Source organism: Thermopolyspora sp. NPDC052614 (assembly GCF_040678635.1).
Classification (GTDB): Bacteria; Actinomycetota; Actinomycetes; order Streptosporangiales; family Streptosporangiaceae; genus Thermopolyspora.
This window is the reverse complement of the sequence record NZ_JBFATZ010000003.1, coordinates 297,359-319,055: the sequence shown is the minus strand read 5'-3', so window position 1 is coordinate 319,055 and position 21,697 is coordinate 297,359. Positions and strand designations below refer to the sequence as shown.

Here is a 21,697-nt window from a genome sequence, read left to right as displayed (position 1 = left end):
TTCACCCTGTCGTACGCGGGCAACGACCTGTGAGCGTGGTACGCCCGCGCCCGGCGGACTCAGAGCTCCACGCCGAACCCGTCGAACGCCGGGGTGAAGTTTTCTATCCGCACGGGCGCGGCGTACAGGTCCGCGGTCAGCTCACGCCAGCGCCGCAAGCCCTCCGATGCGCGGAAACGGACCAGGTGGTCGTCGAGGGTGCGCCAGCGGACCAGCATGATGTACTGGTCCGCCGACTCGACGGACTTGCGTAGCTGCATGCCGGCGCAGCCCCCCGCCTCCTCGAAGATCGTGCGGCCCTGGTCGGCGGCGAGCTTGAGAAACTCCTCGTCCCGGCCGGGTTTGAGGGTGATGCGGGCGATCTCCAGGATCATCTGTCGCTCCGATGGCGCGTCGGGTCAGGGGAATCGGGTCGTGCGCGATCAGTCGGCGGGCAGCACGCGGCACAGCAGCGCCTTCAGCGGACTGGAGCCGAGAATGGGATCGCACTGGTCGAGATCGTCGTCGATCAGCACGTTCGCGCACACGTGGAAAATGTCGTGATCGGGGCCGGGGGCTTCGGGCCGCCACCAGCCGTGCGGGATCGAGACCACCTGCGGGTGCGTCGTCGTGGTGCAGCGCACCCGCATCCGCAGCCGTCCGGCCGGGGTCTCCACCCACGCCCGCCCTTTGTGCACCAGCCCGTACCGCGCGGCCGTGTCCTCGTGGATCTCCAGGACGGGTTCGCGTTGCAGCCTGCGCAGCGTGGGCAGCGGATGCCCGTTGGAGTTCCAGTACATGGGCTGCCGGACGCCCGTGCTGAGGATCAGCGGGTAGTCCGCGTGCAGGTCCGGCGTCGACACCGGGCTCCGCGCCGGCTCGACGTGGCTCGGCAGCGGGTCGTACCCCCAGCGTTCGAGCGTGGTCGACCACAATTCGAACTTGCCGGTGGGCGTGCCGAAGCCGTCCTGCTCGTACTTGCGGTAGCGCAGCGGCTCGACGACGAGGTCGTCCCGCGCCTTCAACTCCTCCCAGGTCATGCCGGTGGGCGCGAGCGCCTCGTCGGCGAACGCGGTCAGCGAGGGGAAATGCTCCGCCATGCCCAGCTCGTGCGCGAGGTCGATCAAGAACTCCCAGTCGGAGCGCCGTTCGCCGATCCGGACGGCGGTCCGCGTCGCGGTGTCGATGAGCGTGCCGTCCGGCGCCTTGATGTGCATGTACAGGCGCGGGTCGTCCCGCTCCAGGTTGCTCGCCGCGGGCAGGACGACGTCGGCGAGTTCCGCCGTGGGCGTCATGAAGATCTCGCTCACGACGAGGAGATCCAGTTTCCGGAGCGCGGCCGTCACCGACGCGGTGTCCGGGTAGCAGACGGCGGGGTTGTTGCCGAGCACGAGCATGCCCTTCACCGGGTACGGCTCGCCGGTCAGGATGGCCCGGAACACCGACGGGGGGTGGGCGTACACGGTCGGCCGTTGGGTGAGCGCCTTGAACCGGTCCGCCCCCAGCCGCTTGGCGGCCTGCTCCGCCGGGAGCAGATCCCAGCGTTCGGTGTCGGCCAGCCGCGGCTGCGGCCAGTACACGTTGCCGCCGGGCACGTCGAGGTTCCCGGTCAGGCCCATGAGCGAATGGATGGCGCGGTTCGACTGGACGGCGTTGCGGCCGATGTGGTCGGCCCCCGTCCCCCAGGCGATCGCGGCGGGCTTGACCTGCGCGTATACGCGGGCCGCCGCCCTGATCGCCGCGGGATCGCACCAGGTGATCTCGGCGACGCGTTCGGGCGTGTACCAGGCGGCCCGTTCGGCGAGCCGGTCGAAGCCGTGGCACCAGTTCTCGACGAAGTCCCGGTCGTACAGCTCCTCGGAGATGATGACGTTCATCCAGCCGAGCGCCATCGCGGCGTCCGTGCCCGGCCGCAGCGGCAGCCAGATGTCGCCGTCGCCGGACGCGGACGGCTTGCGCGGGTCGACGATGATGTTGAACGGGTCGTCCCGCAGCGCGTCGGTCATCGGCGTGTGGCCGATCGAGCCGTGGTCGTTGCTGATCCGCTTCTGCGAGCCCCATTCGACGACGCACCCGGGCCTGCCGAAGAAGTCGGCGATCGCGACGGTGTCCCAGATGCGGCCGCTGTGGACGCCGCTGGAGGTGAGCGAGCAGGCGGCGACGCGCGGGCCGTAGCAGTAGTAGTTGATGGAGGCGATGTTCGGCGTGCCGAACGCGTTCGCGAAACGGGTGACGATCTGGTTGTTGTTCATCGACACGCCCCGCGCGAACACGATCGACTCCGCGCCGTGCTCGTCGCGCAGCCGCCGCAGCTGAGCCGCGATGAACGCGATCGCCTCGGCCCAGGAGACTCGCCGCCACCGGCCTTCACCCTTGGCTCCGGCGCGGATCATGGGGTGTTCGACGCGTTCCGGCCCGTAGATCTGCTCAACGGACGCCTTGCCCGCCTTGACGCAGAGCTTGCCCCGGTTGACCGGATGGTCCGGGTCGCCGACGACCTTCTCCACGACGCCATCGCGCACGGTGGCGATGGTGCCGCAGCCGCCGTGGCACATCCTGCACGTGGACCGTACCTCCACCGGCGGCGCGGCGGCGTCCACGGGGTTGACGGACGCGGGGTTGACGGACGCGGGGTTGACGGGCGCGGTCATTGCAGGCCGAGTCCTTGCCGGAACAGCCGCGTCTCCTCCTTGGCGGCCTCGGCGTGGCCGTCCGCGCCGGGCAGCCCGTCGAAGAACATGTCGATGGCCTGGTCGCCGAGCGGCACCCACTTCTCCGCCCACCCCCGCAGCGTGTCGAGGTTGGACGGCTCGCCGTCGACGAGGAACCGGATCAGGGCGCGGGTCCACCGCTTGGACCGCTCGCCGTCGATGCCCTGGGCGTCGGCGAGCAGGCCGGTGAGCGTGTCGCCGTGCCCGCGGCCGACGTCGCCGAACTGGCGCAGCATGGCGTCGGTGGCCGGTTTGGCGAAGACGTTGAGCACGACGAACTGCTCGCTGAAATCCCACGTCACCAGCATCCGCTCGACGAGCTCCACGAATCCCCGCCAGTGCGGGGAGGACTCCCAGTGCCGCCGCTCGGTTGCGCCGAACCCGGCGTCCGGATGGGTTTTGCGCAGTTCGGCGGTGCGGTAGGCGATGCGCGACACCCAGCGCAGCTGGTCGCCCGCCTGGAACATCAGGCAGTTGGCGACGGTGCTGCTCGGGGCGAGCGCCACCAGGTAGTTGGACGACATCTGCAACGCGTGGATCAGGTAGCGGCCCGGCGTGTGGCGGGCGGCGAGCTGTGCCACCCATTCGGCGGGCAGCCCGAAGTCGTGGTCGTTGCGGGAGTGCTCGTCCAGCAGGCCGTCCACGTACGACTCCTGGCCGTCCTGGATCGTGGTGTACGTCCGGTAGATGAGCTGGTCGGGGTCGCGGAAGGCGTTCCAGTCGGGGTGCGTGAGCCCGGTCTGCTCACGGTTGCGGATGAACCACTGGGAGACCGGGATGGAGGGGCTCATCGTGAAGGGGGCCGCGGGGTTCCGGCGGGTCCACAGCAGGTCGGTCGACACGACCTCGTACTCGGTCGGTCGGCGCCGGTTCTTCGCCAGGTGGCTCCACGTCCTCAGCGGCTTGAGGGAAGCGGCGTCCGTCGTCATCGGGTCTCACCCCCGTCGGGCGTACGCGCGTCTTTCTTGAAGTACCAGCGGGCGCTCTCCTCGGTGAGCGCGATCATGCCGGAGTATCCGGCCATGAGGAGCTCGATCTCCTGCATGCGGAAGGGCCGGCCGAGGGCGCGCTCGGCCGTCTCGCGCCGCAGCAGCAGCCCGTCCTCGCCCTCGATGCGGAGGTAGCCGCCGTGATCCTGGATGAGCAGTTCGCTGCCGGGGTTGTCCTCGCGGAGGGCCTCGATCACGGCGTCGGTGGTGTCCCCGCTGCGCAGCAGGGGCCCGGCGGTGCGCCGCCGTGCCGGGTTGGTCGGTGAAGGCACGAGTGCTCCTAAGATCTCGACGAGACCGGGACGATCCCGTCGACGGACACGAGGATCCGCCCGTCGATCACCTTCGTCGGGTAGACGGCGAGGGCGGCGTGCGACGGGTTGATGCCGCAGCCGGTCACGACGTTCATCTCCCACAGGTGCATGGGGCAGGTGAGTTTCTCGCCCGCCAGGTCGGCGTCGGCGAGCGACACCTTCTGGTGCGGGCACTTGTCCTGGACGGCGGTGACGACGCCGTCCTCGGTGTGGACGAGAAGGACCCGGGTTCCGGCGACCTCGACGAGCCGGGTCTCCCCGGCCCACAGGTCGTCGAGGTCGCACACGTCGTGGAAGCCGCTCAGATCGGTGCCCGTACCGATGCCCGTATCGATGCCCGTACCGATGCCCGTACCGATGCCCGTACCGATGTCCGTGCCGATGTCCGTGCCGATGTCCGTGTTCGTCATTTCCTCACCCCTCGCGGGTGGCGTACACGTCGACGCAGTCGAAGTGCCGCAGCCCCGCTTCGGCGACGGTGAGATCCGGCGGCAGCGGCGGCGCCGAATCGTCCGGAGTGGTACGGCGCAGCCGCAGGGTCATGCCCGGCTCCGGCCGCCGCACGTACCGGTCCACGGTCAGCTCGGCCGCGGCCTCGATCACCTGCGCGATCGTGTAGTCCGGGGCGACGTCGACCACCCGGACGCACAGGTCGGCCTCGAACCGTCCCAGCAGCGCGAGACGCGACGTCATCCGAGTGCCCCTTCCCGCGTACGCTCCCGGGCCCAGGCGTAGTCGTGCGCGTCCCCGCCGCCCTCGCTGATGACGCCGATCCCCATGTACGCCAGCAGGTTCTCCGGCGTCGGCGGGTCGATGACGCCGTTGTAGAGGCGGTCGACGATCGAGTCGAAGTCGGCGTACCGGGCCGGTTCCAGGCCGAAGATCCATTCGCACACGGGCGAGCAGAAGTTGTGCCTGCGCCCCTCCCGCTCGATCTGCCGCACCCGCGCGCCGGGACCGGCGATCGCCGTTTGGCAGGTCGTGCACAGCGCCGGCATGCCGATCGCCTGCGTCAGGTGCTCGTTCCCGCCGGCGACGTTCTCCGCCACCATGTCCCAGAACGGCCCGTAGGCGGCGTTCCACCCGGGATACTTCTCCTCCAGCCACGCGCGCTCCTCCGGGCCGACCCCGCCCGTCGGATTCCAGAAGACGCTGTCGCGCCACGACCAGAACACGGCCTGGGCGGTGTGGTGGGCCGTCTCGATCTCGCCGAGGAAGTGGTCCCAGTACCACGGCAGGTCGAGCCCGGCGTCCTGAAGCTGCTCGGCGAACTGCACGTTCACGAACTCGTGCATGTACTCCTTGAACGACTGGTCCCGTTTCTCCAGCGGGAACCAGTAGTCCATCGGCACCCCCGTCAGCAGCACGAACGTCCGCCACACCCGCCAGAAGGCCACGTCGACGATCTGCTGCACCTCCTGTTTGCGGCCGTTGCGCAGCAGGATCTCGATCAGCGGCGTGGCGATCTGGGCGTGCCGGGACTCGTCCGACTGGATGCTGGTGATGAGGTTGGAGAAGGTGTAGTCGCCCATGTTCGCCGCGTCGGCCGACAGGCCGATCATCTGCACGTTCGTCAGCCCGGTCTCGAATGCGAAGTTCAGCATGATCGATGTGGTGACGGCGTCGCGGGTGAGCATCACGTCCTCGTTGGCGTGGTTGGCCGCGACCACGGACCAGTTGTCCGTCTGATGGGCGCGATGCGTCCAGTCGAACTGCCGGTCCAGCGAGACGAGCTGGTGCGGGAAGCTGAGCTGGATCTGGCCGTGCCTGCACTCGTCGAGCACGCCGAACGTCGCCATGTTGCGCATCCCGGGGGCCTTCCCGAAGCGCGCCATGCGGGCCATGGCGAACGCCGTCTGATACTCGTTGACGGCCATCATCCCGTAGTGCATCTTCAGCAGGCTCAGGTACGCCGGGTCGGCGGTCTCGTAGTACTTCGACCGCTGAAGGGCGGCCTTGACCGAGTACGCCCCGGAGTCCTTCTCCCGCTGGATGCCGACGTACTCCCGGTAGGAGACCTTGTACGGCTCGTCGTAGGACTCCCACTCCTTCATCGGCAGCCCGAAGCCGCCGCTCATCTCCGGGGGAAACAGGTCGTCCTCGGTGACGAAGACGGGCGTCCAGTTGGTCTCGCGCGCGAGGTCGTACCATTCATGGCGTTCGAGCAGACCCACGGTCGATGTCCTTTCTCACGGTCATATCAACTGGAGGGCGACGCTGAAGGCGAGCAGCAGCGCCGAGGCGACCAGCACCCAGTTCAGGCGCCGGGTCCGGACGAACGAGGCGACGGCGATGATCGCGAACCCGGCGAGCATCGCCCGGTCGATCGTGAACGTCGCCACCGTGATCAGCGCCATGGCGATGACCGCCGCGCTCTCCGCCCGCGTGAAGCCGGCGAACTGCGCCCGCGTCGGCCACAGCCGCACCCCCACGTACGCCAGGACGCCGGCGGTCGCCGCCACCGGGACGTACTGGACGAGCGGGAACGCGACGAAGGTGACGGCCATCAGCAGCCCCGCGACCACGGCGGTGAGCCCGGTGCGCGCGCCCATGCCGATGCCGACGGCGCTTTCCACGAACGCCACCACGCTCGTCGTGCCGAGCCCGGCCGCGCCCGCGGTGCCCGTCCCGTCCACCAGCAGGGCCTGGCGGCGGCGGGTCAGCTTGCCGTTGTCGAGGACCGAGGTGTTGAGGGTGAGGCCGATCAGCTTGGCGATGCTGCCGTAGAAGTCGAGGATGAACAGCACGAGGATGACGCTGATCGCGCGCGGGTCGAACAGGACCGTCAGGTCGAACGCGAAGACGCCCTGGAACATCTCCGACGACAGGCTCGGCGCCGCGGCCTCCGTGGGGGTGACGCCAAGCCACCCGTTCGCTGCGCAGAGCTGGTACAGGCCCGAGGTCAGCAGGATGGTGAGCAGCAGCGCGCCCGGCACCTTGAGGCGGGTGAGCGCGAGCGCGAACGCCAGGCTCACATAGAGGGCGAGGGCCGATGGCGACACGAAGCTGCCGATGCCGGAGACGGTCACCTTGCCGTAGCTGACGATGCCGCTCACGACCAGGGCGACGAGCACGATGAACACGCCGACGGTGCAGGAAAGACCGACCTTCAGCGACTCGGGTATGCCGTCGATGATGCGTTCGCGCAGGTTCGTGAGCGTCGCGACGACCATGAGCACGCCCGACCAGAAGACCATGCCGAGCGCGGACTGCCAGGCGAAGCCGAGCGTGCCGACGGCGAAGAAGGCGACGTAGGAGTTCATCTCCAGGCCGGTGGACACCACGAACGGCAGGCGCGCCCACAGGCCCATCGCCAGCGTCGCCACCGCCGAGATGACGATCGTGGCGAACAGGGAGACGCTGGTGTTGATGCCGGCCTCGGCGAGGACGGCCGGGTTGACCACGAAGATGTAGGAGAGCGCCAGGTATGTGGAGGCGCCGGCGAGGATCTCGGTCCTGAAGTTCGACCCTTTCGCGGTGACCTGGAAGTACCGGTCGACCCAGTGGCCGAGCGGGGTCCGTTTGGGGGCGGACTCGACGCCGTCGAGCAGGCCGGACAGCGCGGAGGCGTCGTCGGGGACGGTGGGGGACGAGGTGGGGGACGAGGTGGCGGGATTCTCGGGTGGCGAACTCATTGCTACTCCTCGAGAACGAACTCGAAAGGGCCGGTGGAATTTCGTCGAAGGTCGCGACGTGACACGTCGCCTTCCGGTGGGCGATCTCGCTGCGGCCGCGTCGTCGCCCGGTTCCCTCGCCCGGCGTCCCTCGCCTCGCCGCGCGTGCCGCGTCCCCGGTCATTCGCCACCACGGGGAGCGGCCTTCTCGTGTTGTCTAGCCTTGCCTTTTCGGGTGTCTTCCCAGCTCATCGCCATGATTTCTGGGAGACGGTATACCAGATTTCGGGGTAGTTCCGGAGATTAGGCGGCGTGTGTTGCGCCGGTTCTCTCGGTCCGTAACCGGCAGATGACGGCGGACGGCGCGGGTTACCGGGCCGTTTCGGGCGTTTTTCGGGCCGTGCGAAAAGAGAGTGAGGGATCCGGGCTCAGGGCGCGGAGTCGGCGGCGGAGGGGTCCTCGCCGAACAGCACGCGCAGCGCCGTCGCCCGGCTGCTCGCGACGTGCTCGACGGCGACGGTCCCCGCCTTCACCGGGTCGCCGGAGGCGATCGCCTCGTAGAGCCGGTCGTGCTCGGCGCACAGCCGGTCCGGGTCGTCGACCTGGCGGAACAGCCAGTCCAGCCGGCCGCGCAGCGGTTCGAGGATCGTGCCGAGCAGGCTGTTGCGGGCGACCGCCGTGATCTCGTCGTGGAAGGCCACGTTGGCGTCGCCGAACTGGTCGAACCGGCCCGCGTCCGCGGCGCGGCGCGCCTTCTCCAGGTGCCGTTTCATCCGCCGCAGGTCGGCGGGGGTGACGTGCTGGGCGGCGCGGCGGGCCGTCAGCGCCTCAAGCGACTCCCGCACGTCGAACAGCTCCTGGACGTCCGTGCGGGACAGCTGCTTGACGATGACGCCGCGCCGGGGGACCACCTGGACGAAGCCCTCGGACTCCAGCATGCGCAGGGCCTCGCGCACCGGCACCCGGGACACCCCGAGCGAGGCGGCGAGCTCGCGTTCGATCATCCTGCTGCCCGGCGGCAGCTCGCCCCGGACGATGCGGTCACGGATCTTGTTGCGGATCTGGTCACGCAGCGGCAGGTGGGCGAGCCCCAGTGGAACCCCCGCCCCGTGCGCCAACTCGTACCCCTCGGACCAGTCGTGACCTGCCGCCCAAAGTCTAGTCGATGCGCTCGGGCCGGGGCGGGCGATGGCCCGTACAAGGAATGCCGTATACCACCGGCGATCGCTCCATCACGCCGGAGTTCGCGCCCTATACCAGGTCAAGAGGCCGTTAGGCAACCGTCAGGCAGGGACCAAAGACCTCAAAGGCCGGGTCTGCCGGCTCTACGCCTGACCTGCGGTTTTTCGCGAAACTCCGACTGGAACTCATGGTTGGGGCGGAGCACGCGCATGGACGTCTTGGATCTCTCTCGCTGGCAGTTCGGGATCACAACGGTCTACCACTTCCTCTTCGTCCCCCTGACGATCGGTCTGTCGATCATCGTCGCGGGGCTGCAGACGGCCTGGTATCGAACGGGTAAGCCCAAATACCTACGACTCACCAAGTTCTGGGGCAAGCTCTTCCTCATCAACTTCGCGATGGGCGTCGTCACCGGCATCGTGCAGGAGTTCCAGTTCGGCATGAACTGGAGTGAGTACTCCCGCTTCGTCGGCGACATCTTCGGCGCCCCGCTGGCCATGGAAGGTCTCATCGCCTTCTTCCTGGAGTCCACCTTCCTCGGACTGTGGATCTTCGGCTGGGACAAGCTCCCGAAGAAGGTCCACCTCGCCACGATCTGGCTGGCGGCGATCGGCACCAACATCTCGGCGTACTTCATCCTCGCCGCGAACTCCTGGATGCAGCACCCGGTCGGCTACCGGATCAACGAGGCCACCGGCCGCGCGGAGCTGACCGACATCGGGGCGGTGCTCACCAACTCGACCGCCCTGGTCACGTTCCCGCACGTCATCTTCGGCGCGTTCATCACCGCCGGGGCGTTCATCATCGGGGTGAGCGCCTGGTTCCTGTGGCGGCGCAGGGAGGTGGACCTCTTCCGCACCTCCGCGAAGCTCGCGATGATCGTCACGCTCGTCGCGTCCGTCGGCGTGATGCTCTCCGGGCACTGGCAGGGCCAGATCATGACCGAGCAGCAGCCGATGAAGATGGCCGCCGCCGAGGCGCTGTGGGAGGACGAGACCTCCGCCGGGTTCTCCATCTTCGCCGTCGGCGACGTGCAGAACGGGCGCAACCACATCAACCTGCAGATCCCGTACGGCCTGAGCTTCCTGGCCACCAACACCTTCGACGGCAAGGTGGAGGGCATCAACGACATCCAGGCCCGCTACGAGCAGGTGTACGGCCCCGGCGACTACCGGCCGTCGATCGGCCTGTCGTACTGGACCTTCCGGTTGATGATCGGGTTCGGCGCGATCTCCGGGCTGCTCGCGCTCGCCGCGCTGTGGTTCACGCGCAAGAACCGGCTGCCGGGCAGCCCCTGGTTCTACCGGCTCGCGATCGCGGGCGTGCTGCTGCCGCTCCTCGCCAACACGATGGGGTGGATCTTCACCGAGATGGGCCGCCAGCCCTGGACGGTCTTCGGGCTGATGAGCACCGCGTCGGCGGTCTCCCCGGGCGTGGACGTCACCGAGGTGGCGATCACCCTGATCGGCTTCACGCTCGTGTACGCCGCGCTCGCGATCGTCGAGGTCCGGCTGCTGCTGAAGTCCATCCGCCAGGGTCCCGAGACCGAGGGCGGCGAAACGGCGACCGGCACCGAGCCCGGCACGGCCCCGGCTCTGTCCTACTGAGGTGACCACGATGGAACTCACGACTGTTTGGTTCATCCTGATCGCGGTGCTGTGGGCCGGATACTTCCTGCTGGAGGGATTCGACTTCGGCGTCGGCGTCCTGTTCCCGGTGCTCGGCCGCGACGAGGCCGACCGGCGCGCGCTGCTCGGCACGATCGGGCCGGTCTGGGACGGCAACGAGGTGTGGCTGCTGGTGGCGGGCGGCGCGACGTTCGCCGCCTTCCCCGAGTGGTACGCCACCCTGTTCTCCGGCTTCTACCTGCCGCTGTTCCTGATCCTGCTGGCGCTGATCGTGCGGGGCGTGGCCTTCGAGTACCGGAACCGCACCGACGACCCGTCCCGCTGGGACAAGGCGATCTTCTGGGGGTCGCTGGTGCCGGCCTTCCTGTGGGGCGTGGCGTTCGCCAACATCCTGCGCGGCGTGCCGCTCGCCGCCGATCACGAGTACACCGGCACGCTGTTCACCCTGCTCAACCCGTACGCGCTGCTCGGCGGCGTGGTGACGCTCGCGCTGTTCACCCTGCACGGGGCGGTGTTCCTGGCGCTGAAGACCACCGGTGACCTGCGGGAACGCGCCGTGCGCGTGACCAGGGCGGTCGGCCCGGCGGTGCTGGTGGTCGGCGGGGCGTTCCTCGTCGTCACCCAGCTCATGACCGGCGCCCCGGCCACCTGGGCGGGCGTGGCGCTCGCCGCCGCCGGTCTCGCCGGGGCGCTGGTCGCGGCTCTGCGCGGCCGGGACGGCTGGGCGTTCGCCCTCAACGGGGCCGCCATCGTGGTGATCGTCTTCACCCTGTTCGGCAGCCTCTTCCCGGACGTGATGCCCGCCCTCGACCCGGCCAACAGCCTCACGGTGGACAACGCGGCGTCCACGCCGTACACGCTGACCGTGATGACCTGGGTCGCCGCGATCTTCACGCCGGTGGTGCTGGCCTACCAGGGCTGGACGTACTGGGTGTTCCGCCGCCGGCTGACCCGGCAGGACGTCCCGGTCACGCACTGATCGCGGCTTTGGGGGTTATCGCCCTATATGCGGAATGTGGGACCTTCGGCAGGTCTGACGAGTGACGTACGCCACTGAATCCGAGACCTGCCGTCGGCCCATGCTGAGTTTGGGAAGGAGAGCGGCCATGTCAGTCCACGGGTCCCCGCACCGGTCCACGCCCGGCCTGGGACGTTTCCGGGCGGGACACGGGCCCGCGCAGGTGAAGGACGTGATGGGTCACGTCGCGATCGCCGTCGTGGCGGACGCGTCCTTCGCCGACATCGTGGCCGCGCTCCGCAGGTTCAAGGTCGGCGCCGTCGCGGTCGTGGACGGGGAACGCCGGGTGCTCGGCGTGGTCTCCGAGGACGACCTGCTGCTGCGGGAGATCGACGGGGTCCGGCAGGACGGCGTCGCGCCCGACGGCGACCGGCGCGAGGAGGAGCGGCGCAAGATGATCGGGGCCACCGCCGGGGAGATCATGACGAGCCCGGCGATCGTGGTCACCCGGGAGACCCCGGTGCGCGAGGCCGCCCGGCTCATGCACGAGCACCGCATCAAGCAACTTCCCGTGATCAACCCGGACAACGGGCGCATCGTCGGCACCGTGCACCAATCCGACCTGCTGAAGGTGCTCGACGTACGGCAGGACGAGGGGACCCCGGCGGGTGAGGTCAAATGACCGGGACCGCCGCGCGCCGGCCCGCCGAGCGGCGCGTCGCGGTGCGGCACCACCACGCGCACGTCGCCGCCGTCGCCGCCGAGCACGGGCTCACCGGGCCGTTCATCGGCGTCGCCCACGACGGCCTCGGCCTCGGCGACGACGGCACGTTCTGGGGCGGGGAACCGCTCCTTGCGGACCACCGCGGGTACCGGCGGCTCGGCCGGTTCTCCCGCGCGCCGATGCCCGGCGGGGAGGCGGCCGTACGGCGGCCCGCCCGCATGGCGCTCGGCCACGTCTTCGGCGGCGAGTGCTTCGCCCTGCCCACTCCCGTGAGCCTCGCCGCCGAACTCCTCTCCCGCGTCCCGCGACGCGAGGCGGCCGTCGCCGCCGCGAGACCCGCGGCGGGGTGAGCGCCGATGTGCCTGGGCGTACCCGGCCGCATCGCGGAGATCGCGGACGGGCCGGTGCCGATGGGGACCGTCGACTTCGACGGGCTGCGGCGGCAGGTGTGCCTGGCCTACACGCCCGAGGCCCGGCCGGGCGACTACGTGATCGTGCACGTGGGCTTCGCGATCTCCACGGTGGACGAGGAGGAGGCCCGGCGGACCCTGGCGGTGCTGCGGGCGATCCCCGGGGGCTTCGATGAAGTATCTGGATGAGTACCGCGACCCGGTGCTCGCGCGGCGGCTCGTCGCCGAGATCCAAGCGGCGGCCACCCGGCCGTGGTCGATCATGGAGGTGTGCGGCGGGCAGACGCACACGATCGTGCGGCAGGGCATCGACGAGCTGCTGCCGGTCCGGATGATCCACGGGCCGGGGTGCCCGGTGTGCGTGACCCCCCTGGAGATGATCGACCGGGCGCTCGCCATCGCCGCCCGCCCGGAGGTGATCTTCACCTCGTACGGGGACATGCTGCGGGTGCCGGGCACGTCCGATGACCTGCTGTCGCTGAAGGCGCGCGGCGCCGACGTGCGCGTGGTGTACTCGCCGCTGGACGCGGTGGCGCTCGCGCGGGCGAACCCCGACCGGCAGGTGGTGTTCTTCGCCGTCGGCTTCGAGACGACCGCGCCGGCCAACGCCATGGCCGTGCTGCGCGCCGCCGACGAGGGCCTCGGCAACTTCAGCATGCTCGTCAGCCACGTGCTCGTGCCCCCCGCGATGACCGCGATCATGGAGTCGGCGGGGGTGGACGCGTTCCTCGCCGCCGGGCACGTGTGCGCGGTGATGGGCTGGCGGGAGTACGAGCCGCTGGCCGACAAGTTCCGCGTGCCGATCGTCGTCACCGGATTCGAGCCGCTCGACCTGCTCGAAGGCATCCTGATGGCCGTCCGCCAGCTTGAGGAGGGCCGATACGAGGTCGAGAACCAGTACGCCCGCGCGGTCCGCCGAGACGGCAACCTGCCCGCCCAGCAGGCCGTGGGCCGCGTCTTCCGGGTCAGCGACCGGGTCTGGCGCGGGATCGGGACGATCCCGCTGAGCGGCCTGGAACTGTCGGAGGAGTTCGCCGGGTTCGACGCCACCGCCCGCTTCGGCGTCGGCGGCGTGACCGCGCGGGAGGATCCCCGGTGCATCGCCGGGCGCATCCTGCGGGGCACCGCGGTGCCCACCGACTGCACCGCGTACGGCACGCTGTGCACGCCGCGCCACCCGCTCGGCGCGCCCATGGTGTCCGCCGAGGGCACCTGTGCCGCCTTCCACAATGCGGGGCGGACCCGATGAGACCCACGGCCGACCCGCCGCGTTCGTCTCCCGGCCGCGCGCCGGACCGCGACACGACCCGCGACCGGAACCGCGGCCGGATCCGCGACTGGACCTGCGACTGGACCTGCGACTGGACCCGCGACTGGACCCGCGGCCGGATCCGCGACACGACCCGCGATTGGACCCGCGACTGGAGGAGCCCTCGATGACCGCCCTGGACCCGACGAGCGTCACCTGCCCCGCCCCGCACGCCGAGACCGAGCGCGTCCTGCTCGGCCACGGCTCGGGTGGCCGCCTCATGGCCGAGCTGCTCGCCGACCTCGCCCCCCGGCTCGGGACCTCCGCCGCCGACGACGCCGCGGTCCTGCCGTTCGGCTCGGCCGAGCTCGTCGTCAGCACCGACTCCTTCGTCGTCACGCCGCGTTTCTTCCCTGGCGGGGACATCGGGTCGCTGGCCGTACACGGGACCGTCAACGACGTGGCCATGATGGGCGCCCGGCCCATGGCGATCAGCCTGGCGTACATCGTCGAGGAGGGCCTGCCGATCGAGGAGCTGCGGACCGTCACCGACTCGGTCGCCACCGCCGCCGCGGACTGCGGCGTCGCGATCGTCACCGGCGACACCAAGGTCGTCAACCGGGGCGCCGCCGACGGCCTCTACATCACCACCACCGGCTTCGGCCTGCGCATGCGCGGGGCCCGGCCCGAGGCGAAAGGCGGCCGCCCCGGCGACGTCGTGATCGTCTCCGGGCCCATCGGCCTGCACGGGGTCACCATCCTGAGCTGCCGCGAGGGCCTCGGCTTCGAGACCGAGATCGCCTCCGACACCCGCCCCCTGCACCGCCTCGTCACCGCCATGATCACCGCCGGCGGCGACGCCGTCCACACGCTGCGGGACCCCACCCGGGGCGGCCTCGCCGGGGCGCTCAACGAGCTCGCCGCCACCGCCAAGGTCGGCGTCGAACTCGACGAGCAGTCGATCCCCGTCCCCGCGCAGGTCGCCGCCGCCTGCGAGCTCCTCGGCCTCGACCCGCTGCACGTCGCCAACGAGGGCTGTCTCGTCGCGTTCGTCGCCCCCGGCCACGCGGACGCCGTCCTGGCCGCCATGCGCGCCTGCACGGAAGGGGCCCAGGCCCGCGTCATCGGCCGCGTCGTCGCCGATCACCCCGGCCGCGTCACGATGCGGACCCTGGTGGGCGCGACCCGCGTGGTCGACATGCTCGTCGGCGAGCAGCTCCCGCGCATCTGCTGAGTACGGCGGGCGGTCAGGCGGACAGGAGCCGCCGCAGCCAGACCGCTCCCATCGTCGCCGCTCCGGCGAGCGGCCGTCGCGCCGGTCGCCGGTTTCCGGCCGGTGGGGCGCCCCAACTGCGGATGAGTTTGGTCCCCAGGCTCCTGGTTAGGGGTCGAAGGGGCGACTGGATTCGACCGTCGCGTCCCATTTGGCGAATCAAGCGAGACGTCAAGCGAGACACAGGCGAAGGGAGTACATCATGTGTCTGAGCTGTGGTTGCGGAGAGGCCAACAACGATCACGGGAATTCCGCCAACATCACCGCACAGGATCTGCAGCGCGCCGCGCAGGCCGCCGACATCAGCCCGCAGCAGGCCGCCGAGAACGTCCGCTCCGGCATCCAGTCGGCCGAGAGCCGATGACCCGTCGGCAGGCCCGCGACCTCGGCCGCCTTCGGCGGAGCCTTCCGCCGGAGGCGGCTCCGTTGTCACGGACGCCTTTCCCCGCACAGCTTTGTCGGGAAGGTCACCGCCGGTCGGGCGCGGCGGAGAGGGCGCGGGCGACGGCGTCCGCCACCGCTTCGGCGGCGGTCATCGCGGCGGGGCTCACGGGAGCGCCGAGGGTGAGGTCGGCGGCTTCGATGCCGTAGAAGAGCAGAGCATCGGGGAGGCGGCCGAGCGCGCGGCCCAGGGCCGCGGCCTCGGCCAGGCCGAGGGAGTGGGAGCTGTGGCGCGAGGTGACCGGCGGGTCCAGGCCCTCGTGGCGGTGGACGGTTCCGGGGGGCGCGTGCGAGACGACCGCGTCGACGACGACGGCCAACGGCCTGCCGCGCCACGCGTCGATGATCTCGGCGGGGTCGCCGTCGCTCTCCACCAGGTCCACCCCCGGGGGCAGCAGGGGGCGCAGGCGGCGGGCGACCTCCAGGCCCGCGCCGTCGTCGCCGCGCAGGTCGTTGCCGAGACAGATGACGACCGCGCCGGTCATGGGGTCAGGGGCGCGTCGTCCCGCTCCAGACGGAAGTCGAGGAAGTGGGCCGAGCAGGAGATGCACGGGTCGTGGTTGCGGATGGCGCGTTCGGACAGGTGGGCGAGCTCGTCGCGGGGGAGGTCGAGGCGCGGGGCGAGCAGGTCGCGCAGGTCGAGTTCCATGCGGCGCTGGTTCTGCGCGGTCGGCGGGACGATGTCGGCCTCGGCGATGAGCCCCTGCTCGTCGATGCGGTAGCGGTGGTAGAGCGTGCCCCGGGGGGCCTCGGAGACGCCGTGGCCGACGGCCGGGCGCGGCTCCACCGGGACGTACGGGACGTCGGGCTCGGCGTAGTTCTCGATGAGGCGCAGGGACTCGTCGCAGGCGTGCAGGGTCTCCACGGCGCGTACGACGATGCTGCGGAAGGGGTTGCGGCAGGTGTCGCCGAGCCCGGCCGCGCGGGCGGCCTCCCGGGCGAGCGGCGAGAGCTGCGCGGAGTTAAGGGAGTAGCGGGCCAACGGACCGACCAGGTAGGCGGGGACGCCGTCGAGGCGGGCGTGCAGGGCGGTGGAGTGCGGGACCTGCTCCTCCACGACGTGCGCGGGCCACTCGGGCGGCTCGAAGGTCAGGCCGTCGCCGGTGACGATCGAGCCGGACAGGATGGCGTACTCGTCCGGGTGGCGCAGGGCCAGGAAGCGGTAGTCGTGCTCCACGTCGGGGAAGTCGAACCCGGCGACCAGGGACACGGTTGCCAGGGCGATGTCGCGGGCCCGGCGCAGGCGCTCGGCGACCTCGTCGAGCTCGCGGCGCGTCGGGACGCGGTAGAAGCCGCCGAGCCGTACGTTGACGGGGTGGATGGCCCGGCCGCCGACGGCGGCCAGCAGGTCGTTGCCGGTCTTCTTCAGGAACAGGCCCCGCTCGACGAGGTCGCGGTGGTCGGCGGCCATCGCCACGCCGCTGGGGTAGCCGAGGAAGTCGGGGGCGTGCAGCAGGAAGATGTGCAGCGCGTGCGACTCGATCCACTCGCCGTAGTACAGCAGCAGGCGCAGGTCGCGCAGCGGGCCGGTGACCTCGACGCCGCAGGCCGACTCGATCGCCTGGCAGGCGCTCATCTGGTACGCCACCGGGCAGATGCCGCAGATCCGGGCGGTGATGTCCGGCGGCTCGGCGAAGGAACGCCCGCGCAGCAGGCCCTCGAAGAAGCGGGGCGGCTCGTAGATGCGCAGCTTCAGATCGGTGATCCGGCCGTCGCGGACGCGCACCAGCAGCGCGCCCTCGCCCTCGACGCGGGACAGGCCGTCCACCTTGATCGTCTTATGCGTCACCTTCGGCCCCCTGTTCTCCGGCGTTCCGCGGGTCCCGCGGGTGCCCGGCGCGTTCCGAGGCGTGCCGGAACGGCTCGGCGGCGACGTTGAACGTGCGGTACACGCGGACCAGCTCCGCCTCGCTCATGCCGTGCGCACGCAGCAGCCCGTCGAGCGCGGCCGTGTTCGGCGTCTCCATCGGGCCGAAGCAGCCGAAGCAGCCGCGGTTGTACGCCGGGCAGAGCGCCCCGCACCCGGCCTGGGTGACCGGGCCGAGGCAGGGCGTGCCGTGCGCCACCATGACGCACGGGTTGCCGCGCGCCTTGCACTCCACGCAGACGCTGTGCGGCGGCACCACCGGGCGGCGGCCCGCGAGGAACGCGCCGATGACCTCAAGCAGCTGGCCCTTGTCGATCGGGCAGCCGCGCAGCTCGAAGTCGACCGGCACATGCGCCGAGATCGGCGTCGAGCGGTCGAGCGTGGCGATGTAGTCGGGCCTGGCGTACACGATCGAGGCGAACTCGCGCACGTCGGCGAGGTTGCGCAGCGCCTGCACGCCGCCCGAGGTGGCGCACGCGCCGATCGTCACCAGGAACCGGGAGACGCGGCGGATGTGCTTGATGCGCTCGACGTCGTGCGGCGTGGTGACCGAGCCCTCGACCAGGGACACGTCGTACGGCCCCGGCACCCGGGCGCTCGACGCCTCAAGGAAGTAGGCGATCTCCACGTTGGCCGCGACCGACAGCAGCTCGTCCTCGCAGTCGAGCAGGGTGAGCTGGCAGCCGTCGCAGGAAGCGAACTTCCACACCGCGAGCCTGGGCCGCCGCGCCGCCCTCGCCCGTACGGCCTGCTCGGTGTGGTTCGCGTGGATCGTCTCGGCGGTCACAGTTCTCGCACCCCCAGCAGCGGCGCCACCCGGTCATAGCCGAGCACCGGCCCATCGACGCAGGTGAACAGCGGGCCGAGCTGGCAGTGCCCGCAGCGGCCGATGCCGCACTTCATGTTGCGCTCCAGCGACAGCGCGATCCGCTCGGCCGGCACGTGACGGCGCACCAGCTCGGCCGCGACCGCGTGCATCATGATCTCGGGGCCGCACACGAACGCGTAGGTGCGGCGCGGCTCGAACACGACCCGGTCGATCAGCTTGGTGACCAGTCCGACCGGCCCCTTCCAGGAGCGGTCGGGATGGTCCACGGTGACCTGGACGTCGATGCCGTTCTCGTCCCGCCATCGGGCCAGCTCCCGCGGATAGATCAGCGTCGCGGGCGTACGGGTGCCGACGATCAGGCTGATCCGCCCATAGCGGGCGCCGTGCGCCGCGAGCTCGCGGATGACCGGCCGCAGCGGCGCGAGACCAAGCCCGCCCGCCGCGACGACCACGTCCATCCCGGCCGCCGCCGACGGCTCCCACGCCGTCCCGAACGGCCCGCGCACGCCCACGACCGCGCCGACGGGCATGCGGCACAACGCCCGGCTGACCGCGCCGACGGCCCGCACCGTCTGCACGTACCCGCCGGACCGGGCGCGCCCGCTGATCGAGATCGCGATCTCGCCGACTCCCGGGGCGTACAGCATCGTGAACTGGCCGGGCAGGAACGGCGGCGCCGAGCCCTCCAGCGGCTCCAGCGTGAGCGTGACCGTGTCGGCCCGGTCCGGGCGGCGCGAACGCACCCGGTACGGCACGGGCGTCATCGGATGCCGTGTGATCTCAGGGGCCATCCCCGGGGCCATCTCAGGGGCGATCTCGGGGGCGGTGAAGGTGACGGGCGCGGCGGGCGTCGTCATGGCAGCCTCCGCAGTTCCTCGGTGATGTCGATGCCGGCCGGGCACCAGGTGACGCACCGGCCGCAGCCGACGCAGCCGTAGCCGCCGAACTGGTCCACCCAGGTGGAGAACTTGTGCGTCAGCCACTGCCGGTAACGGGCGGCCCCGGAGCCGCGCACCGGCGCCCCGCCCAGCTCGGTGAACCCGAGCGTGAAGCAGGAGTCCCAGCGCTCGACCCGCTCGGCCGTGCCGTCGCCAAGATCGGTGGCGTCCTCGACCGTGGTGCAGAAGCAGGTCGGGCAGACCATGGTGCAGTTCGCGCAGGTCAGGCAGCGGGACGCGACCTCGGCCCAGCGCGGCGAGGAGTGCGCCGCCGCCACCCGCTCCTTGACGCCGTCGAGGTCCACGGCGCGGCCCATGCGCCCGGCGGCCTCGGCGGACACCCGCTCGGCCGCGGCGAGATCGTCGTCGGTCGCCGGGGGCGAATCCAGCGCCGCGAGGACCTCCGCCCCGCGCTCGCTCCCGACCTCGGCCACGAACCGGTGCGGCTCGGACAACTCGGTCAGCGCCAGGTCGTACCAGGCCGTCGCCTTCGGCCCGGTGCCCATCGACGCGCAGAAGCACGTCCCGCCGGGCACGGCGCAGTTCACCGCGACGAGGAACAGCGCGCGGCGGCGGGCGAGATAGGCGGGGTCGGGGTGCCGCCCGCCGAGGAACACCCGATCCTGTACGGCCAGCGCCGCCAGATCACAGGCCCGCACCCCGATCAGCGCCGTCTTCGGCGCCTCCCGCTCCGGCTCCTCCGGCACGCCGTCCCGGAAGCGGAACAACGTCTCACGCGGAGGGTGGGTGTACCGCTTGGCCGAATCCGGGCTCGCCGCGTACCCGAACACCAGCCCGTCGCCCCGCTCGGTGAGCCGGTACCGCCCGGCGTCCTGCTCGTCGCCCCGCCCCGCGGGCAGCTCGTCGGCCGAGGCGATCTCCTGGAACCGGATGACCCCGTTCCGCGCGACCGGCCCGACCACCGCGAACCCGCGCGCCCGCAGCTCGTCGACGAGCCGGTCGAGCGAGGGCAGCACGACCGCGGCGTACGGCCCGGCCGGTCGGCCGCCGGGCCGTACGGACGCCGGCGCGGCCGTCATGTCAGGCCCCGCCCCACACCGGCAGCGACTCGGCCACGGTGTCGTCCTCGACGTACCTGAGCTCGTTCACGACCGCCACCACGCCGTCCAGGTTCTCGGTGAGCCGTCCGGCCGCGATGGCCTCGCTGCGCCGGGGAACCTCGCCGACCAGCGTGACGACGCCCTCGGTCACCCCGATCTCGACGAGGTTCGTGGTGAGGCCGAGCGCCCGCTTGAGCACGTCCTCGCGGACCCGCGCCTGCAGGTCCTCGTCGCTGCGGACGAACACCCGGATCAGGTCGCGGCGGCTGACGATGCCCGCCAGGCGGCCCTCGGCGTCCACCACCGGCAGCCGCTTGACGCCGTGCCGGTCCATGATCCGGGCGGCGAGCACGACGGGGGAGTCGGGGGTGGTGACGTACGGCGGCGACGTCATCAGCTCGGCCGCCGTCGTCGCGGCCGCCTTGCGCCGGGTGTCGCCCTCGCTGCCGAGGTGGTGACGCAGGCGGGCGCTCAGCGCGGGACGGTAGCCCTCGCGGTAGTAGCGCTCCTTGAACTCCTCCTTGTGCAGCAGGTCGGCCTCGGAGACCACGCCGACCACCTTCCCGTCCTCGTCCAGGACGGGCATGCCGCTGACGCCCCTGTCGATGATCAGCCGGGCCACCTCGTGGAAGGTGGCGTTCCCCTGCACGGCCACGACCTGCGTGGTCATGACGTCTTTGACTGTGGTGCGCATCTGGAGCCTCCCTGGCTGGCGGGGGTCATAAGTCCTTCACGATCGTCACGGTACGGCGGGCCCACCGGTCCGATCAGGGCCGAAGGTCCCGCGCCCCGGGGGCGCTGGGCCTCATCCATAGGGCCTTTACGTGGGGTTTTTCACAGAGGGTTTTCACAGGGGGTTTCACAGGGATCTGCACAAGGGGTCTGCAGGAGGTCGGGCGGAGGCGATCTCCGCGAGGACTCATCCGGCCGGCTCGTCCACGTGGCGCACGCGCACGACGCCCGGCACGGTCCGGGCGAGGAGCTCGGCGATCCCGTCGCGATCGGGCCCGGCGTGGCCGGCCAGCTCGACGACGCCGTCGGCGACCGTCACCCGCCACGCCGTACCGCCCGGGAAATGCTCCTCTAGCAGGGCGAGCACGTCGGCCCGCAGCTCCTCGTCCGGCCGGGCGAGCATGCCGAGCAGATCGCGGCGGCTGACCACGCCGACGACGCGATCGCCGCGCAGCACCGGCACGCTCTTGATCCGCTTGTCCACCATCAGCTCGACGAGCACGGCCGCGTCGGTCGTCTCGGTGACCGTGACGACGTCCCGCGTCATCACGTCCGCCACCAGGCGCGGCGGGGAGGAGACGACCGGGCGCGGCGGCAGGGCGGTGGCCCGGGGGTCCGGCTCGAACTCGCCGCGCAGCAGGTCCATCTCGCTGACCACGCCGACCAGCGCCCCGGCGGCGTCCACGACCGGCGCCGCGGTGATGTCGTTCTCGTGCAGGATCCGGATGGCCCGGCGCACCGCGTCGTCGGGCGACACCGTGATCGCCGGGCTGGTCATCACCTCGCGGACGAGCATCG

General features: G+C 71.1%; 25 protein-coding genes. 9 read left to right on the top strand and 16 right to left on the bottom strand.

From position 1 onward, the window contains the following. Window positions 1–59: 59 nt before the first annotated feature. The 9 genes from AB0K60_RS08045 to AB0K60_RS08005 form a co-directional block, all read right to left on the bottom strand. Window positions 60–374 carry an antibiotic biosynthesis monooxygenase family protein gene (locus tag AB0K60_RS08045; RefSeq protein WP_364049879.1) on the bottom strand — a complete coding sequence of 105 codons (315 nt, stop codon included), beginning with the start codon at window positions 372–374 and terminating at the stop codon, window positions 60–62. Window positions 375–422: 48 nt separating this feature from the next. Then, entirely contained in the window at window positions 423–2,630 is a 2,208-nt protein-coding gene (locus AB0K60_RS08040) for a molybdopterin-dependent oxidoreductase (protein ID WP_364049877.1), read from the bottom strand. After that, window positions 2,627–3,619 carry a toluene monooxygenase gene (locus tag AB0K60_RS08035; protein WP_364049875.1) on the bottom strand — a complete coding sequence of 331 codons (993 nt, stop codon included), beginning with the start codon at window positions 3,617–3,619 and terminating at the stop codon, window positions 2,627–2,629. The genes AB0K60_RS08040 and AB0K60_RS08035 overlap by 4 nt, the downstream gene beginning before the upstream one ends. Beyond that, complete coding sequence (locus AB0K60_RS08030; RefSeq protein WP_364049873.1) at window positions 3,616–3,951, bottom strand: MmoB/DmpM family protein; 336 nt, start codon at window positions 3,949–3,951, stop codon at window positions 3,616–3,618. Before AB0K60_RS08030 ends, AB0K60_RS08035 begins: the two co-directional genes overlap by 4 nt. A gap of 8 nt (window positions 3,952–3,959) precedes the next feature. Beyond that, window positions 3,960–4,403, bottom strand: a complete 444-nt coding sequence (locus AB0K60_RS08025) for a Rieske 2Fe-2S domain-containing protein (protein ID WP_364049871.1) — start codon at window positions 4,401–4,403, stop codon at window positions 3,960–3,962. Window positions 4,404–4,407: 4 nt separating this feature from the next. Further along, the gene (locus AB0K60_RS08020; RefSeq protein ID WP_364049869.1) at window positions 4,408–4,686 is read right to left on the bottom strand and encodes a toluene-4-monooxygenase system B family protein; all 279 of its coding nucleotides are present in this window, start codon (window positions 4,684–4,686) and stop codon (window positions 4,408–4,410) included. After that, the gene (locus AB0K60_RS08015; RefSeq protein WP_364049867.1) at window positions 4,683–6,167 is read right to left on the bottom strand and encodes a toluene monooxygenase; all 1,485 of its coding nucleotides are present in this window, start codon (window positions 6,165–6,167) and stop codon (window positions 4,683–4,685) included. The genes AB0K60_RS08020 and AB0K60_RS08015 overlap by 4 nt, the downstream gene beginning before the upstream one ends. 21 nt (window positions 6,168–6,188) lie before the next feature. Then, entirely contained in the window at window positions 6,189–7,628 is a 1,440-nt protein-coding gene (locus AB0K60_RS08010; protein WP_364049865.1) for an NCS2 family permease, read from the bottom strand. A 407-nt stretch (window positions 7,629–8,035) separates the two neighbouring features. Then, window positions 8,036–8,725 carry a GntR family transcriptional regulator gene (locus AB0K60_RS08005; protein WP_364049863.1) on the bottom strand — a complete coding sequence of 230 codons (690 nt, stop codon included), beginning with the start codon at window positions 8,723–8,725 and terminating at the stop codon, window positions 8,036–8,038. Between the two features lie 273 nt (window positions 8,726–8,998). On the opposite strand from AB0K60_RS08005, the gene AB0K60_RS08000 reads away from it, so the two are divergent. From AB0K60_RS08000 to AB0K60_RS07960, 9 genes are all read left to right on the top strand, one after another. Further along, on the top strand, window positions 8,999–10,396 hold the full coding sequence (locus AB0K60_RS08000; protein WP_364049861.1) for a cytochrome ubiquinol oxidase subunit I: 1,398 nt from the start codon (window positions 8,999–9,001) through the stop codon (window positions 10,394–10,396). 10 nt (window positions 10,397–10,406) lie between these two features. Then, the gene (gene cydB / locus AB0K60_RS07995) at window positions 10,407–11,396 is read left to right on the top strand and encodes a cytochrome d ubiquinol oxidase subunit II (RefSeq protein ID WP_364049859.1); all 990 of its coding nucleotides are present in this window, start codon (window positions 10,407–10,409) and stop codon (window positions 11,394–11,396) included. Window positions 11,397–11,523: 127 nt separating this feature from the next. Then, window positions 11,524–12,057 (top strand): CBS domain-containing protein, encoded by a 534-nt coding sequence (locus AB0K60_RS07990; protein WP_364049857.1) that lies wholly within the window; start codon window positions 11,524–11,526, stop codon window positions 12,055–12,057. Continuing rightward, window positions 12,054–12,449: a hypothetical protein gene (locus AB0K60_RS07985; protein WP_364049855.1), complete on the top strand. Its 396-nt coding sequence runs from the start codon at window positions 12,054–12,056 to the stop codon at window positions 12,447–12,449. The genes AB0K60_RS07990 and AB0K60_RS07985 overlap by 4 nt, the downstream gene beginning before the upstream one ends. Before the next feature lie 6 nt (window positions 12,450–12,455). Continuing rightward, entirely contained in the window at window positions 12,456–12,698 is a 243-nt protein-coding gene (locus tag AB0K60_RS07980; RefSeq protein WP_364049853.1) for a HypC/HybG/HupF family hydrogenase formation chaperone, read from the top strand. Then, window positions 12,682–13,758 carry a hydrogenase formation protein HypD gene (gene hypD / locus AB0K60_RS07975; protein WP_364049851.1) on the top strand — a complete coding sequence of 359 codons (1,077 nt, stop codon included), beginning with the start codon at window positions 12,682–12,684 and terminating at the stop codon, window positions 13,756–13,758. Before AB0K60_RS07980 ends, hypD begins: the two co-directional genes overlap by 17 nt. Further along, window positions 13,755–13,949, top strand: coding sequence for a hypothetical protein (locus AB0K60_RS07970; protein ID WP_364049849.1), 195 nt, complete (start codon window positions 13,755–13,757; stop codon window positions 13,947–13,949). The genes hypD and AB0K60_RS07970 overlap by 4 nt, the downstream gene beginning before the upstream one ends. Further along, on the top strand, window positions 13,946–14,992 hold the full coding sequence (gene hypE / locus AB0K60_RS07965; RefSeq protein ID WP_364049848.1) for a hydrogenase expression/formation protein HypE: 1,047 nt from the start codon (window positions 13,946–13,948) through the stop codon (window positions 14,990–14,992). The genes AB0K60_RS07970 and hypE overlap by 4 nt, the downstream gene beginning before the upstream one ends. Before the next feature lie 241 nt (window positions 14,993–15,233). Then, window positions 15,234–15,395: a hypothetical protein gene (locus AB0K60_RS07960; RefSeq protein WP_364049846.1), complete on the top strand. Its 162-nt coding sequence runs from the start codon at window positions 15,234–15,236 to the stop codon at window positions 15,393–15,395. Between the two features lie 103 nt (window positions 15,396–15,498). On the opposite strand, the gene AB0K60_RS07955 is transcribed toward AB0K60_RS07960, so the two are convergent. From AB0K60_RS07955 to AB0K60_RS07925, 7 genes are all read right to left on the bottom strand, one after another. Beyond that, on the bottom strand, window positions 15,499–15,957 hold the full coding sequence (locus AB0K60_RS07955) for a hydrogenase maturation protease (protein ID WP_364049844.1): 459 nt from the start codon (window positions 15,955–15,957) through the stop codon (window positions 15,499–15,501). Then, complete coding sequence (locus tag AB0K60_RS07950) at window positions 15,954–17,261, bottom strand: Ni/Fe hydrogenase subunit alpha (RefSeq protein WP_364049842.1); 1,308 nt, start codon at window positions 17,259–17,261, stop codon at window positions 15,954–15,956. The genes AB0K60_RS07955 and AB0K60_RS07950 overlap by 4 nt, the downstream gene beginning before the upstream one ends. Beyond that, window positions 17,251–18,126 carry an oxidoreductase gene (locus tag AB0K60_RS07945; protein WP_364049840.1) on the bottom strand — a complete coding sequence of 292 codons (876 nt, stop codon included), beginning with the start codon at window positions 18,124–18,126 and terminating at the stop codon, window positions 17,251–17,253. The genes AB0K60_RS07950 and AB0K60_RS07945 overlap by 11 nt, the downstream gene beginning before the upstream one ends. Further along, on the bottom strand, window positions 18,123–19,025 hold the full coding sequence (locus AB0K60_RS07940) for an FAD/NAD(P)-binding protein (RefSeq protein ID WP_364049838.1): 903 nt from the start codon (window positions 19,023–19,025) through the stop codon (window positions 18,123–18,125). Before AB0K60_RS07940 ends, AB0K60_RS07945 begins: the two co-directional genes overlap by 4 nt. Beyond that, window positions 19,022–20,146 (bottom strand): 4Fe-4S dicluster domain-containing protein, encoded by a 1,125-nt coding sequence (locus AB0K60_RS07935; protein ID WP_364049836.1) that lies wholly within the window; start codon window positions 20,144–20,146, stop codon window positions 19,022–19,024. Before AB0K60_RS07935 ends, AB0K60_RS07940 begins: the two co-directional genes overlap by 4 nt. 1 nt (window position 20,147) lies before the next feature. Next, complete coding sequence (locus tag AB0K60_RS07930) at window positions 20,148–20,861, bottom strand: CBS domain-containing protein (protein ID WP_364049834.1); 714 nt, start codon at window positions 20,859–20,861, stop codon at window positions 20,148–20,150. A gap of 225 nt (window positions 20,862–21,086) precedes the next feature. Further along, window positions 21,087–21,695 carry a CBS domain-containing protein gene (locus AB0K60_RS07925; RefSeq protein WP_364049832.1) on the bottom strand — a complete coding sequence of 203 codons (609 nt, stop codon included), beginning with the start codon at window positions 21,693–21,695 and terminating at the stop codon, window positions 21,087–21,089. Window positions 21,696–21,697 lie beyond the last annotated feature (2 nt).

Bases quoted from the DNA above. Each gene is read 5' to 3' on its own strand.
- AB0K60_RS08020 (WP_364049869.1), bottom strand. From the start codon at position 4,686: ATGACGTCGCGTCTCGCGCTGCTGGGACGGTTCGAGGCCGACCTGTGC.
- AB0K60_RS07925 (WP_364049832.1), bottom strand. From the start codon at position 21,695: ATGCTCGTCCGCGAGGTGATGACCAGCCCGGCGATCACGGTGTCGCCC.
- hypD (WP_364049851.1), top strand. From the start codon at position 12,682: ATGAAGTATCTGGATGAGTACCGCGACCCGGTGCTCGCGCGGCGGCTC.
- AB0K60_RS07980 (WP_364049853.1), top strand. From the start codon at position 12,456: ATGTGCCTGGGCGTACCCGGCCGCATCGCGGAGATCGCGGACGGGCCG.
- AB0K60_RS07985 (WP_364049855.1), top strand. From the start codon at position 12,054: ATGACCGGGACCGCCGCGCGCCGGCCCGCCGAGCGGCGCGTCGCGGTG.
- AB0K60_RS08045 (WP_364049879.1), bottom strand. From the start codon at position 374: ATGATCCTGGAGATCGCCCGCATCACCCTCAAACCCGGCCGGGACGAG.
- AB0K60_RS07990 (WP_364049857.1), top strand. From the start codon at position 11,524: ATGTCAGTCCACGGGTCCCCGCACCGGTCCACGCCCGGCCTGGGACGT.
- AB0K60_RS07955 (WP_364049844.1), bottom strand. From the start codon at position 15,957: ATGACCGGCGCGGTCGTCATCTGTCTCGGCAACGACCTGCGCGGCGAC.
- AB0K60_RS08000 (WP_364049861.1), top strand. From the start codon at position 8,999: ATGGACGTCTTGGATCTCTCTCGCTGGCAGTTCGGGATCACAACGGTC.
- AB0K60_RS08040 (WP_364049877.1), bottom strand. From the start codon at position 2,630: ATGACCGCGCCCGTCAACCCCGCGTCCGTCAACCCCGCGTCCGTCAAC.
- AB0K60_RS07940 (WP_364049838.1), bottom strand. From the start codon at position 19,025: ATGACGACGCCCGCCGCGCCCGTCACCTTCACCGCCCCCGAGATCGCC.
- AB0K60_RS07960 (WP_364049846.1), top strand. From the start codon at position 15,234: ATGTGTCTGAGCTGTGGTTGCGGAGAGGCCAACAACGATCACGGGAAT.
- hypE (WP_364049848.1), top strand. From the start codon at position 13,946: ATGACCGCCCTGGACCCGACGAGCGTCACCTGCCCCGCCCCGCACGCC.
- AB0K60_RS07970 (WP_364049849.1), top strand. From the start codon at position 13,755: ATGAGACCCACGGCCGACCCGCCGCGTTCGTCTCCCGGCCGCGCGCCG.
- cydB (WP_364049859.1), top strand. From the start codon at position 10,407: ATGGAACTCACGACTGTTTGGTTCATCCTGATCGCGGTGCTGTGGGCC.
- AB0K60_RS08035 (WP_364049875.1), bottom strand. From the start codon at position 3,619: ATGACGACGGACGCCGCTTCCCTCAAGCCGCTGAGGACGTGGAGCCAC.
- AB0K60_RS08025 (WP_364049871.1), bottom strand. From the start codon at position 4,403: ATGACGAACACGGACATCGGCACGGACATCGGCACGGACATCGGTACG.
- AB0K60_RS07930 (WP_364049834.1), bottom strand. From the start codon at position 20,861: ATGCGCACCACAGTCAAAGACGTCATGACCACGCAGGTCGTGGCCGTG.
- AB0K60_RS08010 (WP_364049865.1), bottom strand. From the start codon at position 7,628: ATGAGTTCGCCACCCGAGAATCCCGCCACCTCGTCCCCCACCTCGTCC.
- AB0K60_RS07935 (WP_364049836.1), bottom strand. From the start codon at position 20,146: ATGACGGCCGCGCCGGCGTCCGTACGGCCCGGCGGCCGACCGGCCGGG.